This is a genomic window from Actinomadura sp. GC306 (assembly GCF_004348665.1).
Taxonomy (GTDB): Bacteria; Actinomycetota; Actinomycetes; order Streptosporangiales; family Streptosporangiaceae; genus Spirillospora.
This window is the reverse complement of sequence record NZ_SMKM01000159.1, coordinates 1-15,323: the sequence shown is the minus strand read 5'-3', so window position 1 is coordinate 15,323 and position 15,323 is coordinate 1. Positions and strand designations below refer to the sequence as shown.

Below are 15,323 nucleotides of genomic sequence, written 5' to 3'. Positions count from 1 at the left end.
GCTGGTGCTGGTCGTGCCGCTGCGCCGGCTCGGCCCAGACGGCGGTGCCGTAGGCGCAGACCTCCAGGCCGCCGCCCACGGCGGCGGTGTCGAAGCGCATGCCGACGACGGTGTTGGCGCCCTTGCGGCGCGCCTCCTCGCCCAGCCGGTCGACCGCCTCGCGGCGGGCGGCGGCGAGGCCCGCCCCCGGCTGCTCGCCCGGCATCCGGAAGGTGGCGCTGCTGCCCCCCGGCCCGTGCCCGGGCTGCGGCGCGCCGCCCTGGTCCGACCGGACGGCCGTCCCGATGACCTCCCCGAGGACGCTTCTGATCTCGTACCCCGCCACGCCGTCAGTCGTCACGATCAGCATGCCTCAACGGTAGATGACGGCTCATACAAATGGGCCGCAATACCGACACAAGGTGCAGACCTCCCGGATACCCGTGACCGCCCTCCCCGGACGGGAGGGCGGTCACGGTCCGCCGGCTATCGCACGCGCGGGCGTCAGTCGAGGTACTCCTTGAGCATCTGCGCGCGGGACGGATGCCGCAGCTTCGCCAGGGTCTTCGCCTCGATCTGGCGGATCCGCTCCCGGGTCACGCCGAACTCCCTGCCGACCTCCTCCAAGGTGCGCGGATGGCCGTCGGTCAGGCCGAAGCGCAGCTGGATGATGCGCTGCTCCCGTTCCGACAGCGTGCCGAGGATGTCCTCCAGCTGGTCCTGCAGGAGGATGAACGCCGCGGCCTCGATCGGCACCACGGCGTCCGCGTCCTCGATGAAGTCGCCGAGATCGGAGTCCTCCTCGCCGATCGGCGACTGCAGCGACACCGGTTCCTGCGCGATGCGCTGGATCTCGATGACCCGGACGGGCGACAGGCCCATCTCCAGGCCGATCTCCTCGGGGGTGGGTTCCCGGCCGAGGTCCTGGTGCATCTGCCGCTGCACCCGGACCAGCTTGTTGATCGTCTCGACCATGTGCACCGGGATCCGGATGGTCCTGGCCTGGTCGGCGATCGCCCTGGTGATGGCCTGCCGGATCCACCAGGTGGCGTAGGTCGAGAACTTGAACCCCTTGGTGTAGTCGAATTTCTCGACCGCACGGATGAGTCCGAGATTTCCCTCCTGAATCAGGTCGAGGAAGAGCATTCCCCGGCCCACGTAGCGTTTCGCGATCGAGACCACCAGCCGCAGGTTCGCCTCGATCAGCCGTTGCTTCGCCCGCGCACCCTCGCGGGAGAGCAGTTCGAGGTCGAGCAGCTCGCCGCGGGCGAGGACGGCGGTACGCGCCATCTTCTCCTCGGCGAACAGTCCCGCCTCGATCGATTTCGCGAGTTCTACTTCATCTTCTGCCGTGAGCAGCGGTACGCGACCGATCTCTCTCAGGTAGATCCGAACCAGGTCGCTCGTCGGCGCCCGCTTGCCGAGGTCTCCCTCGTCCACTCGCGTGACGTCCTCGGTCTCCTGCTGAGACTCAAGGACCTCAACCCCCTGCTCTGCGAGCATCCGTACGACCCGCTCCAGCGAGTCGTCCGGCAAGTCCGAGCGATCGAGCGCGGCGGCGACGTCCTCGACGGTCACACCACCGCGTTCTCTGCCACGTGCGACAAGGTCCGCCACCTGATCAACCGATGGCGCCTCGCTTGGCAGCACCGAAGGGCCCACGTGGACAGTCTGCGTCAAAGGAGGGCTAGATCACAGGACCTATTTTACGGTCCCTTCACTTACTGTGATCCAAGCCCTCGCTCCCGCAACACCCGTCTCTGCTGCTCAAGCGCGACAAGATCGCCGAAGAGCCGGGTGTGCTCCTCGGGGGACTCGACCGGATTCAGCCGCCCGAGTTTAGACTTCGCATCGGCGATCATGCGCGTGAGCTGCCGCTCCTGTATCCGGGCGAGCAGTTCGTTGGCATAACGGTCATCCGATACCTGGGCGGACCGGACCGGTTCCACCCCGAGCCTGGTGATCAGCTCCTTGACCTGCTCGTTCGGAGCGGTTTCGAGGAGGTGGGCGATCCACTCGGCGACGCCGCCCGCGGCCGCGACCCCGCCCGCCGCCGCGATGACCGCGCGCACCGCGGCGTGCGGCGGCGCGATGAACGCGCCGGCCGGGACCTCGTCGAACGCCGGCCCGAGCAGCGCCGGGCACTGCACCGCCATCTTCAGCAGCTCCCGCTCGCGCTGGACCTCGGGGTCGTTCGGGTCGAACGCGGGACGCTGGGGCGCCGCCTGCGGGTCGCCGGCGCGGCCGCCGCCCGCGCGGTCATGCCCGGCCCGGCCGTTTGCGGCCCGGCCGTTTCCCGGCTGCGGGCGCCCGTGCCGGCGGGCCGCGAGCTCCCGGACGCGGCGCAGCACGAACTGCTCGTCCATGATGCCGAGCCAGCGGTCCAGGTTGACGGCGTACATGTGCCGGCGCGACCGGTCCTTGATGGCGGCGACCACCGGGGCCGCCGCGTCCAGCGCGCTCAGCCGCCCCTCGACGGTGTCGAGGTCGTGCTGCTCGATCGCGCTGCGCACGGCGAACTCGAACAGCGGCAGCCGCGCGGCCACCAGGTCGCGCACCGCCGCGTCGCCGTGCCGGATCCGCAGGTCGCAGGGGTCGAGCCCGTCGGGCTGGATCGCCACGAACGTCTGCGAGACGAACTTCTGCTCGTCGTCGAACGCGCGCAGCGCGGCCTTGCGCCCGGCGGCGTCGCCGTCGAAGGTGAAGATCACCTCGCCGCGGAACTCGTCCTGGTCCATCAGCAGGCGGCGCAGCACCTTGATGTGGTCGTCGCCGAACGCCGTCCCGCACGTCGCGATCGCCGTGGGGACGCCCGCGAGGTGGCAGGCCATCACGTCGGTGTAGCCCTCGACCACCACGGCCTGCCGCCGCCGCGCGATCTCCTTCTTCGCCAGGTCGGCCCCGTACAGCACCGACCCCTTGTGGAAGAGCGGCGACTCGGGGGTGTTCAGGTACTTGGGGCCGTCGTCGTCCTCGTAGAGCCTGCGGGCGCCGAACCCGATGACGTCTCCGCTGAGGTCGCGGATCGGCCACATCAGGCGGCCGCGGAACCGGTCCATCGGGCCGCGGCGCCCCTCCTTGGCCAGCCCGCCGGCGACGATGTCGCGGTCGGCGAAGCCCCGGCCGCGCAGGTGCCGGACCAGGCCCTCCCACTCGCGGGGCGCGAACCCCACGCCGAAGCGGTCGGCGTCGGCGGGCTCGAAGCCGCGTTCGGACAGGAACCTGCGGGCGATCGCGCCCTCGGGAGAGTTCAGGTGCCCGGTGTAGAACTCGGCCGCGGCGCGGTGCGCCTCGACGAGCCGGGCGCGCTGCCCGCCGTCCTGCCGGGGGCCGCGGCCGCCGCCCTCCTCGTAGCGGAGCTGGACGCCCGCCTGGGCCGCGAGCCGCTCCACCGCCTCGGAGAACGACAGGTGCTCGATCTCCTGGACGAACCGGATCACGTCGCCGCCGGCCTCGCAGCCGAAGCAGAAGTACAGGCCGCGCGAGGGCGTGACGTTGAACGACGGCGACTTCTCGTCGTGGAACGGGCACAGGCCCTTGAGGTTGTCGCCACCGGCGTTGCGGAGCTGCAGGTACTCGCCGATCACGTCGGCGATGGACGAGCGCTCCCGCACCAGGGCGATGTCCTCATTGCGAATCCGGCCGGCCACGACGAGGAGTCTACGGCCGGGCCCGGACATCCGGTGCGCCGCCACCGGAAACGGCCCGCGCCCGGCCCGCCGGTCCGGGCGGCGCGGGACCGCGCGGGGGCCGCGGTGACCGAAAAGCGCCGCGCGTTGGCCGGACCCGGCCGGATCGCCCACCGGGAAGGCCGGATTCACTATGGACAATCCGGACCGCCGCGCGGTGTGATGACGGATCGAGATTTTGCTCACACCCAGGCGGACCCGATGACGGATGTTGTGCTCGACGGAGTCGACAAGGTGTATCCGGGGGGGCAGGTCGCCGTCCGGAACGTCCGGTTGCGGATCAACACCGGCGAGCTGTTCGTGCTGCTCGGGCCGTCGGGCTGCGGCAAGTCCACCATCCTGCGGATGATCGCCGGGCTGGAGGAGATCACCTCGGGCGACCTGTGGCTGGACGGGTCCGTCGCCAACGACCTGCCGCCGCGCGAGCGGAACGTGGCGATGGTGTTCCAGGAGGGCGCCCTCTACCCGCACCGCACGGTCAAGGGCAACATGATGTTCCCGCTGGAGGTGTCGGGCGACGACCGCGCCGAGGCCGGGGCCAGGGTCGTCGAGCTGGCGCGCGCCCTCGGCATCAGCCCCATGATCGACCGGCTGCCGGGCACGCTGTCGGGCGGGCAGCGGCAGCGCGCCGCCATCGGGCGGGCGCTGATCCGCGAGCCGCGGCTGTTCCTGATGGACGAGCCGCTGTCGAGCCTCGACGCCGGGCTGCGCACCGAACTGCGGATCGAGATCGCCGGGCTGGTGCGCTCCACCGGCACCACCACCGTCTACGTCACCCACGACCAGGTCGAGGCGATGACGATGGCCGACCGGATGGCGGTGCTGCGCGACGGCGTCCTGGAGGACGTCGGCACCCCCGAGGACATCTACGAGGACCCGGCCACGGCGTTCGTCGCCGCGTTCCTCAGCTCGCCGCCGATCAACCTGCTGCACGCCACGCTGTGGGCCGTCGAGGGCGAGGGGCTCGTGCTCGACTTCGGCTCGCAGCGGCTGGTCGTCCCGTGGAACGACCCGCGCGCGCCCTCGCTGATCAGCCACCACGGGCAGGCCGTGATCGTGGGCATCCGGCCGGACACGCTGCTGCCGATCGCGCCGGGCTCCCCCGCGCCGCACGGCACCGTCCTGTCCGGGCAGGTCCGGGAGCTGGAGTTCCACGGGCACGAGTGGCTCGCCTACGCCGCGGCGGGCATCCCCACCGTGGACGCGGCGGAGGTGGGCCGGCCGCCGCCGCCCGAACGGCCCGGGACCTGGCGGCCGGGCCTGCGCGACCGGCTGCGGGAGATGTGGAGCCGCCCGGCCGGGCCGGAGCCGGCCGAGGAGCACGCCGGCCACCACCGCCGCACCGACCTGGTGTTCCGCATCCCGCCCGGCGGCCGCCCCAATCGCGGCGACCACTACGCGCTGCGGGTCGACCTGAACCGGGTCCTGTTCTTCGGCGCCGACGGCCGCCGCGTGACGCCCGTCCACCGGTAGCCCGGGCCGGGCCGGGGACGGCCGCCGGTCAGGCGGGCAGGCCCTCGCCGACCTCGCCCGGCGCGCCGGCGCCGCCCGGTTCGCGGACCTCGCCGCTGTAGAGGCGGATCTTCCACTGGATGTGCGCCTGCTGCTCGCGCAGCCGCGCGATCTGCTCCTCCACCCGGTGGTCGTGGTCCTGCAGCAGTTCGAGCCGCTCCCGGACCGTCTGGTCCCCGCCGCGGGCGAGCTCGGAGTACCGCAGCATCTCGGCGATCGGCATGCCCGTCTCGCGCAGGCAGCGCAGCATCCCGAGCCACTGCAGGTCCCCGTCGCTGAAGACGCGCCTGCCCGACGCGTTCCGCGCGATGCCGGGCAGCAGCCCGATCTTCTCGTAGTAGCGCAGCGTGTCGATGCTGAAACCGCTCTTCTCGGCGGTCTCGCCCGGGGAGTAGGAACGCACGCCTCCCAGAATTTCACCTGGAGTGTGCTCCAGGTCAACGCCCGGCTCCGGACGGCACGGTTGACCTGGAGCGCGCTCCAGGCCGCAGAGTGGGGACCCGCCGGCGCACCACCGGTGTACTCGCGGACGAATAGGAAAGGGACCCCGGCATGCGCGTTGGTCTCCAGATCCCCAGCTTCACCTTCCCCGGCGGGCCCGAGCGGATCGGCCCCGTCTTCGACACCGTCGCCCGGCAGGCCGACCAGGCGGGCCTGCACTCGCTGTGGGTGATGGACCACTTCTTCCAGATCGGCGGGGCGGGCGCCCCGGAGGAGCCGATGCTGGAGGGCTACTCGGCGCTCGCGTACGCGGCGGCGGTGACCGAGCGGATCACGCTCGGCACCATGGTCACCGGGGTGACGTACCGCCATCCCGGCGTCCTGCTCAAAACCGTGACCACGCTGGACGTGCTGTCCGGCGGCCGCGCCTGGCTGGGCATCGGCGCGGCCTGGTACGAGGAGGAGGCGCGCGGGCTCGGCATCCCGTTCCCGCCGGTCGCGGAGCGGTTCGAGCGGCTGGAGGAGACGCTGCGGATCGCGCACCGGATGTGGAAGGGCGACGAGTCCCCGTTCGAGGGCCGCCACTACCGGCTGGAGCGGCCGCTGAACTCGCCGCCGGCGCTGCGGGCGCCGCATCCGCCGATCCTGGTCGGCGGGGGCGGCGAGAAGAAGACGCTGCGGCTCGTCGCGGAGTACGCCGACGCCTGCAACCTGTTCGACGGTCCGGAGCTGCCGCGCAAGCTGGACGTGCTGCGCGAGCACTGCGCGCGGCTGGGACGCGACTACGCCGAGATCGAGAAGACCGCGCTCGGGCGCTTCGAGGGCGGCACGCCGTCCGTGGACCAGGTCGTGGAGGCGATCGGGCGGCTCGCCGAGAGCGGCGTCGACCACGCGGTCTTCTCGCAGTACACCGGGCAGGAGCTGGCGGGCGTCCTCGGCGAGGCGCTGGCGCAGACCGAGGGGATCGTCCCCGCGGGCCGGTGAGCGCGGCGGGCGGTGAGCGCGGGTAGGGCGAGCGCGCGGGTCAGGCGACCGCGGGGGTGAACACCCACTTCTTGTACGACCAGTAGCGGAACGCGGCGCCGAGCGCGACGCCCGCGACGAGGCTGGCGTTGTAGGCGACGCCGCCGTGCAGCCCGAGCGTGTAGTACGTGAAGCCGGTGCACACCACCTGGATGAGCAGGCCGACGCCGTTCAGCCCGAAGAAGATCGCGACCTCGCGGCCGGAGCCGTCGCTGTCGCGGTGCCGGAACACCCAGTGCCGGTTGAGCAGGTACGAGGTGAGCGTGGAGAGCACGGTGGGGATCACGACGCTCGTGACGGGGCTGCCGCCGAGCCAGGCGCGCATCACGTTGGCCCCGACGAACATGATCAGCGTACCGACGACACCGACGCAGCCGAAGCTGAGCAGCTCGCTCAGGAACCTCCGGTACTGCGGGGCGGCTTCGACCGTTCCGACCGGTCTGGTCCGCTGCATGGTGCTCACTCGCCCAGACCTTACCTGAGTAGGACATATGCGAATGTCACAACCCGACCAAAAGATCAACACGAAGATCAGCGCGGTGCCGCCGGGCGGTCCGCGGGGGCGGCGGCGGTGCCGGTCGCCGGAGCCAGCAGGACGATGAGGCCGACGAGCCCGACGGGCACCGCCAGCGCCCACTGGAGCCCCACGCCCTGTGCGATGAACCCGATGACGGGCGGGCCGCCGAGCAGCCCGAGGTAGCCGACCCCGGTGACGCGGGAGATCCCGGCCGCGGCGGGGACGCCGGGGAGGTTCCCGGCCGCGCTGAACGTGACGGGCGCCACGACGGCGACGCCGAGGCCGAACACGGTGAAACCGGCCACGGCGGCGGCCGGGTGCCCGGCGGCGAGCCCCGTCCCGAGGCCGAGCGCGGCGATCAGCGACCCCGCCCGCAGCACCGGGACGGGCCCGAAGCGCGCGACCACCCGGTCGCCGGCGAACCGGCCGGCGGTCATCGCGATCGCGCACCCGGCGTAGCCGAGGCCGGCGAAGCCGGGCCCGGTGCCGAGGTGGTCCCGCAGGTAGATGGCGCTCCAGTCGGCCATGGCGCCCTCGCCGACGAACGAGCAGAGCCCGATGATCCCCAGCAGCGCCAGCAGCCACCGGGAGGACGGCGCGGCGGCGCCGGTCTCGGCCCCGTCCCCGACGGCGTCCTGCTCGCCGGGCGGATGGGGCCGCGGTTCCGGGAGGACGTCGGCGGAGCGGTCCAGCAGGCCGCGGCAGCCGGCCACGATCAGCACGGCGAGCACCACGGCCGCGGCCGACAGGTGCAGCGGAACGGGGACCCCGGCGTAGGCGACCCCCGAGCCAACCAGCGCCGCCAGCAGCGTCCCGATGCTGTACCAGCCGTGCAGCCCGGACATGAGCGGGCGCCCGTAGCCGCGCTCGACGGCCACCCCCTGGGCGTTCATGGCCACGTCCATCAGGCCGAGCGACGCCCCGAGCAGCAGGAGCGCGCCGATCAGCGCGCCGAGGTTCCAGGCGAGGCCGAGCGGGACCAGCGACGCCGCCCCGGCGACTCCGGCGGCGATCGTCGTGGCCCGGCTGCCCCGGCGCGCGATGATCCGGCCCGCGAGCCGCACGGCGAGCACGACGCCGACGGGCGCGCCCAGCAGGGCGACGCCCAGCGAGCCCTCGCTCAGCCCGAGGTGGTCCTTGATCTGGGGGATGCGGACCACCCAGGCGGCGGCGAGCAGGCCGTGCGCGGCGAACGCGACCGTGACGGCCAGGCGCGCCCGGCCGAACACCGCGCGCTCCTCCGTGATCTTGTCCGCGGCCACCCGCAGAGGGTACGCCGCCCGGCGGCGCGGCGGGGACGCGGCGGGGCCGCCCCGTTCAGGCGAGGTCGGCCAGGGGCACGCCCGGATCGGCGAGCCGGCCGGTGTCCACCTGGTTCCCGGAGCGGATCAGCGCCTGGACGTCACCGGTGACGTCCCACACGTTGACGTTCATCCCGGCGACGACCCGGCCGCCGGACAGCCAGAACGCGACGAACTCCCGGGACGCGGCGTCCCCGCGGTACACCACCTCGTCGTACTCCCCCGGCGCCGCGACGCCCGACATCTCCATGCCGAGGTCGTACTGGTCGCTGAAGAAGTACGGGATCCGGTCGTAGACGACGTCCTGGCCGAGCATCGCGCGGGCGGCGGCGGGCCCGCCGTTCAGCGCGTTCGCCCAGTGCTCCACGCGGATCCGGCGGCCGAGGAGCGGGTTGTAGGCGTTGGCGACGTCCCCGGCCGCGAAGACGTCGGGGTCGGAGGTGCGCAGCGACTGGTCGACGAGGACGCCGTCGGAGACCTCCAGCCCCGCCTCCTCGGCGATGCCGCTGTTGGGCCGCACGCCGATGCCGACGACCACGACGTCCGCGGGCACCTCGGCGCCGCCGGAGGTCACCACCGCCGACACCTGCCCGGCGCCCCAGAACCCGGCGACGCCCTGGTCGAGCCGCAGGTCGACGCCGTGCTCGCGGTGCAGGTCGCCGAACATACCGCCGAGCTCGGGCCCCATGGCGGCGTGCAGCGGCGCCGGCTCCGGCTCGATGACCGTCACGTCGTTGCCGTGCGCGCGGGCGGCGGCCGCGGTCTCCAGCCCGATCCAGCCCGCCCCGGCCACCACGACCCGGCGCCCGCCGTGCGCGAGGGCCTGCTTCAGCGCGGCCGCGTCGGCCATCGTCCGCAGGTAGTGGATGCCCTGCAGCTTGGAGCCGGGGACGTCGAGCCGCCGCGGGGACGCCCCGGTAGCCAGCAGCAGCTTCGTGTACCGGACCGGCTCCCCGGTGGACAGCCGCACCTCGTGCGCGCCCGGGTCGACGGCCGTGACGGAGGCGCCCGCGCGCAGCTCGACGTCGTGCTTGTCGTACCAGTCCGCCTCGTGGACGTGGGCCTTCTCCCGGGGCTCCTTGTCCAGCAGGAACCCCTTGGACAGCGGCGGCCGCTCGTACGGGCGCTCGACCTCGTCCCCGATCAGCAGGACCCTGCCCGTGAAGCCCTCCTCGCGAAGCGTCTCCGCCGCCTTGGCACCCGCCAGACCGGCACCGGCGATGACGAACGTCCCCTCGGGCATGGCGACCTCCTGTAGTTGACCTGTAGCCATCCCTACAGCGCGGTCTGGGGCGAGACAAGGGCCGCCGCCGGGTGGGTCGCGGCATATCCCGCCCGGTGCGCCAACCGGAACCGGTCAGGACCCGCCTTCGAGCAGGCGGTGCCGCGCCATCGCCGACAGGTCGGTCAGCGAGGCGATCTGGTCGATGACCGCGCGGAGCCGGCCCGCGTCGTCGCCGGCCTCCTCGAACGCGGCGCGGAACCCCGGCTCCAGGGTGCCGGGCGCACCGGCGAGCATCATCTCGGCCAGCTCGGTGATCAGCGTCCGCTGCCGGGCCCGGACCTCCTCGTGGCTGATCCACACGTAGTGCGCCGTGATGCCCTTGAGCAAAGCGTTCTCCAGCCGCTGCGCGCGCGGGACGATCAGCTCGGCCGCGTACCGGGTCAGCGGCCGGTCGCCGTAGGCGTCCCGGGTGGCGTTCTCGGCGGCCACGCAGAACCGGCCGATCAGCGTGCTGGTGAGGTTCTTGAGGGCGGCCAGGCTGCGCGGCGTGCCGTCGTACCGGTCGGGCCAGTACGGCTCGGCGAGCAGCTCGGCGAACCGCTCCTCCAGCTCGGCGAGGTCGGCGTCGGGGCAGTACAGCTTGGTAGCGGTGGCGGCGACGAGGCGCCGCTCGGCCGGGTCGGCGAGCCGGGCGAAGTCGATGTGCCCGGCGACGAGCGCGTCCTCCAGGTCGTGGACGGAGTAGGCGACGTCGTCGCTCCAGTCCATGACCTGGGCCTCGAAGCACGTGCGGCCGGGCTCGACGCCCTCGCGGACCCAGTGCGCGACGTCCGCGTCGTCGTCGTAGACGCCGAACTTCCCGTTGACCGCGTCCGCCTGCGTCCACGGGTACTTCATCGACGCGTCCAGCGCGGCGCGGGTCAGGTTCAGGCCGACGCTGCGCCCGTGCAGGGGCGGGCCGTCCGCCGCGAACGACTTCGGCTCCAGCCGCGTCAGGATCCGCAGGCTCTGCGCGTTGCCCTCGAAGCCGCCGCAGTCGCGGGCGACGAGGTCGAGCGCGGCCTCGCCGTTGTGCCCGAACGGCGGGTGCCCGATGTCGTGGGCCAGGCACGCCGTCTCGACCAGGTCGGGATCGCAGCCGAGGGACTTGCCCAGCTCGCGGCCGACCTGGGCGCACTCCAGCGAATGGGTCAGCCGGGTGCGCAGGCTCTGCACGGTGTCGGCGCCGGCGTCCGCGCCGGGCGAGGCGACCTGCGTCTTGGCGGCCAGCCGGCGCAGCGCCGCGCTGTGCAGGACGCGGGCGCGGTCGCGCTCGAACGCGGTCCGGTCGCGGCGCTTGGCGGGCTCGGGGGCCCAGCGCCGCCTGTCGCCTGCGGAGTAGCGGCCGGGGCCGCCGTCGATCGGGTTGCTCGTCATGTCCCTATCCAGGGTAAGCGGGCGCGATGACGTTCCGTTGACCTTGGGGCCGGCGGGAGTGTCAGCGGCTCGGCGGCGGATCCGTCACCGGCGGGGACGGCGCCCGGGACGGGTCGATGTTGATGCGCCTGATGGTCTCGTCCGGCACCCGCACGCTCTTGCCCAGCAGGACGTACGAGAGGTAGGCGCCGGTCTCCCGGACGATGTAGTCGAACTGGGTCTCGCGGGTCTGCACGCTGGGGCCGCTGCGGGTCGGCGACGCGGCCGCCTCGATGCCGTGGTCCGCGGCCATCTTCTTCGACCGCAGCCCGTGCCACGGGTCGCTGACGATCACCGCGGAGGACCAGCCGCGCCGGTCGAACTCCGCGCCGACGGCGCGCATGCTGCCGAGGGTGTCCCGCCCGAGGGGCACGGCGACGACCCGGCCGGCAGGCACCCCGCCCTTCTCGACGAGCCAGGTGCGGCCCGAGCCGGCCTCGGTGTAGTTGTCGCCCGGGGCCTTGCCGCCGACGGTGACGATGGCGGGCGCGACGCCCGCCCGGTAGAGGTCGAGGGCGTGCTGCAGCCGCCACCGCAGCGTCGGGGACGGCTGGCCGTTGTACTGCGCGGCGCCGAGGACGATGATCGCGTCCGAGCGGGGCCGCTCGTCCTGGCGGGCCTGGTACCAGACGCGCGCCCCGACGGTGAGCGGCGTCAGCACCGCGATCAGCAGCAGCCCGAGGACGACGCCCACCGGGACCGTGACCCAGGGCGACCGCCTGCGCCGTCCGCGCGTCCGGCCGCCGGATCCGTCCCGCCCGTGGTCGTCCCCGCGGGACCGCCCGTGGTCGTCCCGGTGGTCGTGCCCGTCGTCGTGGTTCTCGGGTTCCGGCATCTCGGCTTCCAACGTCATCGTTTCCGACACGTTAGTTGGATGGTCCGCCGGACGTGCGAAGTTCGCGGCGCGGGCGGCCGGCCTCCCGGAAGAGACCGGCCGCCCCCGCGGTCAGCGGCTGTCGCTCCCGCCGCCCTCGCCCGCCGCGATCGCGGCGCGGCCGGCCTCCAGCCGGGCGACGGGGACGCGGAACGGCGAGCAGGACACGTAGTCGAGCCCGACCTCGTGGCAGAAGTGCACCGAGTCGGGGTCGCCGCCGTGCTCGCCGCAGATGCCGAGCTTGATCCCGGGGCGCGCTTTGCGGCCCTCCTCGGCGGCGATGCGGACGAGCCGGCCGACGCCGTCCCGGTCGAGCGTCTCGAACGGCGACACACCGAAGATCCCGAGCTCCAGGTAGCGCCCGAAGAACGACGCCTCGACGTCGTCGCGGGAGAAGCCCCAGGTGGTCTGGGTGAGGTCGTTGGTGCCGAACGAGAAGAACTCGGCGGCCTCGGCGATCTGCCCGGCGGTCATCGCGGCCCGCGGCAGCTCGATCATGGTGCCGATCAGCGCCGGGACGTCGACCCCGGTGGCCTCCTTGACCTCGGCCAGGATGGCGCGGGCCTCGTCGCGGACGGCCTCCAGCTCCTGGACGGCACCGACCAGCGGGATCATGATCTCGGGACGCGGGTCCCCGCCGGCCTCGCGGCGCGCCGCCGCGGCCTCCGCGATCGCGCGGACCTGCATGCCGAACAGCCCGGGGATCGCCAGACCGAGCCGCACGCCGCGCAGGCCGAGCATGGGGTTCTGCTCGTGCAGCCGGTTGACCGCTTCGAGCAGCCTGCGGTCCTTCTCGTCGGCCTCGTCGCCCGCGAGCGCGACCCTGACCGACAGCTCGGTGATGTCGGGGAGGAACTCGTGCAGCGGCGGGTCGATCAGCCGGATCGTCACCGGCAGGCCGTCCATGGCCTCGAAGATGCCCTCGAAGTCGCTCTTCTGCAGCGGCTCCAGGGCGTCCAGCGCGGCCTTCCGCTCCGCGTCGTCCTCGGCCAGCACGAGCTTCTCGATGAGCTGCCGCCGGTCGCCGAGGAACATGTGCTCGGTGCGGCACAGCCCGATCCCGGCGGCGCCGAAGCGGCGCGCCCGCGCCGAGTCCCCGGGGGTGTCGGAGTTCGCGCGCACCTTCAGCGCGGCGCGCGCGTCGGCGTGCCGCATGATGCGGTCGACGGCCTTGACGAGGTCGCCGCCCTCCTCGGCCGCGAGCTCGCCCTCGAAGTAGCGGACGACGGGCGAGTCCTCGACCGGCACCTCGCCGAGGTACACGTCCCCGGACGTGCCGTCGATGGAGATCACGTCCCCCTCCCGGACGGTCACGCCGCCGGGGGCGGTGAACTGCCCGGACTTGACGTCGACGTCCAGTTCCTCCGCGCCGCAGACGCACGTCTTCCCCATGCCGCGGGCGACGACGGCGGCGTGCGAGGTCTTGCCGCCGCGGGACGTCAGCACGCCCTTCGCCGCGACCATCCCGGCGAGGTCGTCGGGGTTGGTCTCGCGGCGGACGAGGATCACGTCCTCCCCGGCCTGGGCGAGCTCGGCGGCCCGCTCGGAGTTGAACACGACCTTGCCGACGGCCGCGCCCGGCGAGGCGTTCATCCCCGTCGTGAGCTTCTGGACGCCGTCGACCCGGTCGGCGAAGCGGGGGAACATGAGCTGGGCGAGCTGGTCGCCGGTCACGCGGCGGGCGGCCTCGTCGAGATCGATGAGCCCCTGGTCGAGGAGCTGGCAGGCGATGCGGAACGCCGCGGCGGCGGTCCGCTTGCCGACCCGGGTCTGCAGCATCCACAGTTTCCCGCGCTCGATCGTGAACTCGATGTCGCACATGTCGCGGTAGTGGTTCTCAAGCGTCTCCATGATTTCGAGGAGACGGTCGTAGGACGCCTTGTCGATCCGCTCCAGGTCCTTCAGCGGCACCGTGTTGCGGATGCCGGCGACGACGTCCTCGCCCTGGGCGTTCTGCAGGTAGTCGCCGTAGATGCCCTGCTGGCCGGACGCGGGGTCGCGGGTGAACGCGACGCCCGTCCCGGAGTCCATGCCGAGGTTGCCGAACACCATCGAGCAGATGTTCACGGCGGTGCCGAGGTCGACGGGGATGCGCTCCTGGCGGCGGTACAGGATGGCGCGGGGGGCGTTCCAGGAGTCGAACACGGCCGCGACGGCGAGGTCCATCTGCTCGCGCGGGTCGGTCGGGAACTCCCGCCCGGCGTGCTCCCGGACGATCGCCTTGAACCGCTCGACGAGCGCCTTGAAGTCGTCGGCGGTGAGGTCCACGTCGTCGTCGCTGCCGCGGGCCCGCTTGGCGTCCTCGACGGCGTCCTCGAACAGGTCGCCGTCGATGTCCAGGACGGTCTTGCCGAACATCTGGATCAGCCGGCGGTAGGAGTCCCACGCGAACCGCTCATCGCCCGCCTGCGCGGCAAGGCCGTGCACGGACTCGTCGTTCAGCCCGACGTTGAGCACCGTCTCCATCATGCCCGGCATGCTGAACTTGGCACCGGAACGCACGCTGACCAGGAGCGGGTCGTCGCTCTGGCCGAGCTTCTTGCCCATCGCCGATTCGAGCGCGGCGAGGTGCTCGTTCACCTCGTCCGCCAGCCCCTCGGGCAGGTTCCCGTGCTCGAGGTAGTGCCGGCAGGCCTCCGCGGTGATCGTGAAACCGGGGGGGACGGGCAGTCCGAGGTTGGTCATCTCGGCCAGGTTGGCGCCCTTGCCGCCCAGCAGATCTTTGAGGTCCTTGTTGCCCTCAGTGAAGTCGTACACGAACTTCGGCACGGGGAGCTCCTTCTCGCTCCGATTCCAACCAGCGGCGGTTCCGGTCCCGCGCCGGCGGGGACGCGGTGTCGCGTCTCCGCAGGCGGCGCCGGACCCGCTGCCCTGTTTGCCGGGACTGTACCCGCGCCGGACGCTCTTGCTCGGCGCCCGGTGCACGAAGGGGCATTTCCCCAGGTCAGAGGCCAGATAGTGGTCTATTCCAATGGAGCCCGGGAGGAACCCGGCACCGCCGGCGCACCCGCGGCGGGAAGCGGGAATGACGGATCACGGAGATGCGGCCGTGCGGCCGAAGGCCGCCGGCGGCCGGGCAGGGGAAGTCGGGTTTGTCGCTCGCCGCGGCACGCGCGCTGGAGGCAGAGCGCGGCCCGCGCGCTGGAAGCAGAGCGAGTCCCGTTCCCGCGCATCACAACCCGGCGACAACTGTCGGAAATGCCTTATTAGTAGGGAATTTCCGATCTACCGTGCGGCTGTGAGTACGCCACCACCTGCTGACAACGACCCCGGCGCCCCTGGCGAATGGACGCCACCAGGCCCGCCG

At 72.8% G+C, this 15,323-nt stretch carries 12 protein-coding genes; 2 read left to right on the top strand and 10 right to left on the bottom strand.

Annotated elements, in window-relative coordinates; genetic code table 11:
* The 3 genes from E1200_RS21160 to dnaG form a co-directional block, all read right to left on the bottom strand.
* Positions 1-349, bottom strand: a 349-nt coding sequence (locus E1200_RS21160; RefSeq protein ID WP_131953793.1) for a heavy metal-binding domain-containing protein, incomplete at its 3' end; no start/stop codon positions are given.
* Positions 350-483: 134 nt separating this feature from the next.
* Complete coding sequence (gene rpoD / locus E1200_RS21155) at positions 484-1,629, bottom strand: RNA polymerase sigma factor RpoD (protein WP_131953796.1); 1,146 nt, start codon at positions 1,627-1,629, stop codon at positions 484-486.
* Between the two features lie 71 nt (positions 1,630-1,700).
* Entirely contained in the window at positions 1,701-3,629 is a 1,929-nt protein-coding gene (gene dnaG, locus E1200_RS21150) for a DNA primase (RefSeq protein ID WP_131953792.1), read from the bottom strand.
* Positions 3,630-3,869: 240 nt separating this feature from the next.
* On the opposite strand from dnaG, the gene E1200_RS21145 reads away from it, so the two are divergent.
* Positions 3,870-5,141, top strand: coding sequence for an ABC transporter ATP-binding protein (locus E1200_RS21145; protein WP_131953791.1), 1,272 nt, complete (start codon positions 3,870-3,872; stop codon positions 5,139-5,141).
* 28 nt (positions 5,142-5,169) lie between these two features.
* On the opposite strand, the gene E1200_RS21140 is transcribed toward E1200_RS21145, so the two are convergent.
* Positions 5,170-5,583, bottom strand: coding sequence for a MerR family transcriptional regulator (locus E1200_RS21140; RefSeq protein ID WP_131953790.1), 414 nt, complete (start codon positions 5,581-5,583; stop codon positions 5,170-5,172).
* A 149-nt stretch (positions 5,584-5,732) separates the two neighbouring features.
* On the opposite strand from E1200_RS21140, the gene E1200_RS21135 reads away from it, so the two are divergent.
* Positions 5,733-6,605, top strand: a complete 873-nt coding sequence (locus E1200_RS21135; RefSeq protein WP_131953789.1) for an LLM class F420-dependent oxidoreductase — start codon at positions 5,733-5,735, stop codon at positions 6,603-6,605.
* Positions 6,606-6,645: 40 nt separating this feature from the next.
* On the opposite strand, the gene E1200_RS21130 is transcribed toward E1200_RS21135, so the two are convergent.
* The 6 genes from E1200_RS21130 to ppdK all read right to left on the bottom strand — a co-directional run bounded on the left by E1200_RS21130 (position 6,646) and on the right by ppdK (position 14,785).
* On the bottom strand, positions 6,646-7,098 hold the full coding sequence (locus tag E1200_RS21130) for a GtrA family protein (RefSeq protein WP_131953795.1): 453 nt from the start codon (positions 7,096-7,098) through the stop codon (positions 6,646-6,648).
* Between the two features lie 77 nt (positions 7,099-7,175).
* Positions 7,176-8,423: an MFS transporter gene (locus E1200_RS21125; RefSeq protein ID WP_243708732.1), complete on the bottom strand. Its 1,248-nt coding sequence runs from the start codon at positions 8,421-8,423 to the stop codon at positions 7,176-7,178.
* 55 nt (positions 8,424-8,478) lie between these two features.
* Entirely contained in the window at positions 8,479-9,705 is a 1,227-nt protein-coding gene (locus E1200_RS21120) for an FAD-dependent oxidoreductase (RefSeq protein WP_131953788.1), read from the bottom strand.
* Between the two features lie 114 nt (positions 9,706-9,819).
* Complete coding sequence (locus E1200_RS21115) at positions 9,820-11,103, bottom strand: deoxyguanosinetriphosphate triphosphohydrolase (RefSeq protein ID WP_131953787.1); 1,284 nt, start codon at positions 11,101-11,103, stop codon at positions 9,820-9,822.
* Between the two features lie 61 nt (positions 11,104-11,164).
* Entirely contained in the window at positions 11,165-11,995 is an 831-nt protein-coding gene (locus E1200_RS21110; protein WP_131953786.1) for a YdcF family protein, read from the bottom strand.
* A gap of 93 nt (positions 11,996-12,088) precedes the next feature.
* Positions 12,089-14,785 carry a pyruvate, phosphate dikinase gene (ppdK, locus tag E1200_RS21105; protein ID WP_131953785.1) on the bottom strand — a complete coding sequence of 899 codons (2,697 nt, stop codon included), beginning with the start codon at positions 14,783-14,785 and terminating at the stop codon, positions 12,089-12,091.
* Positions 14,786-15,323 lie beyond the last annotated feature (538 nt).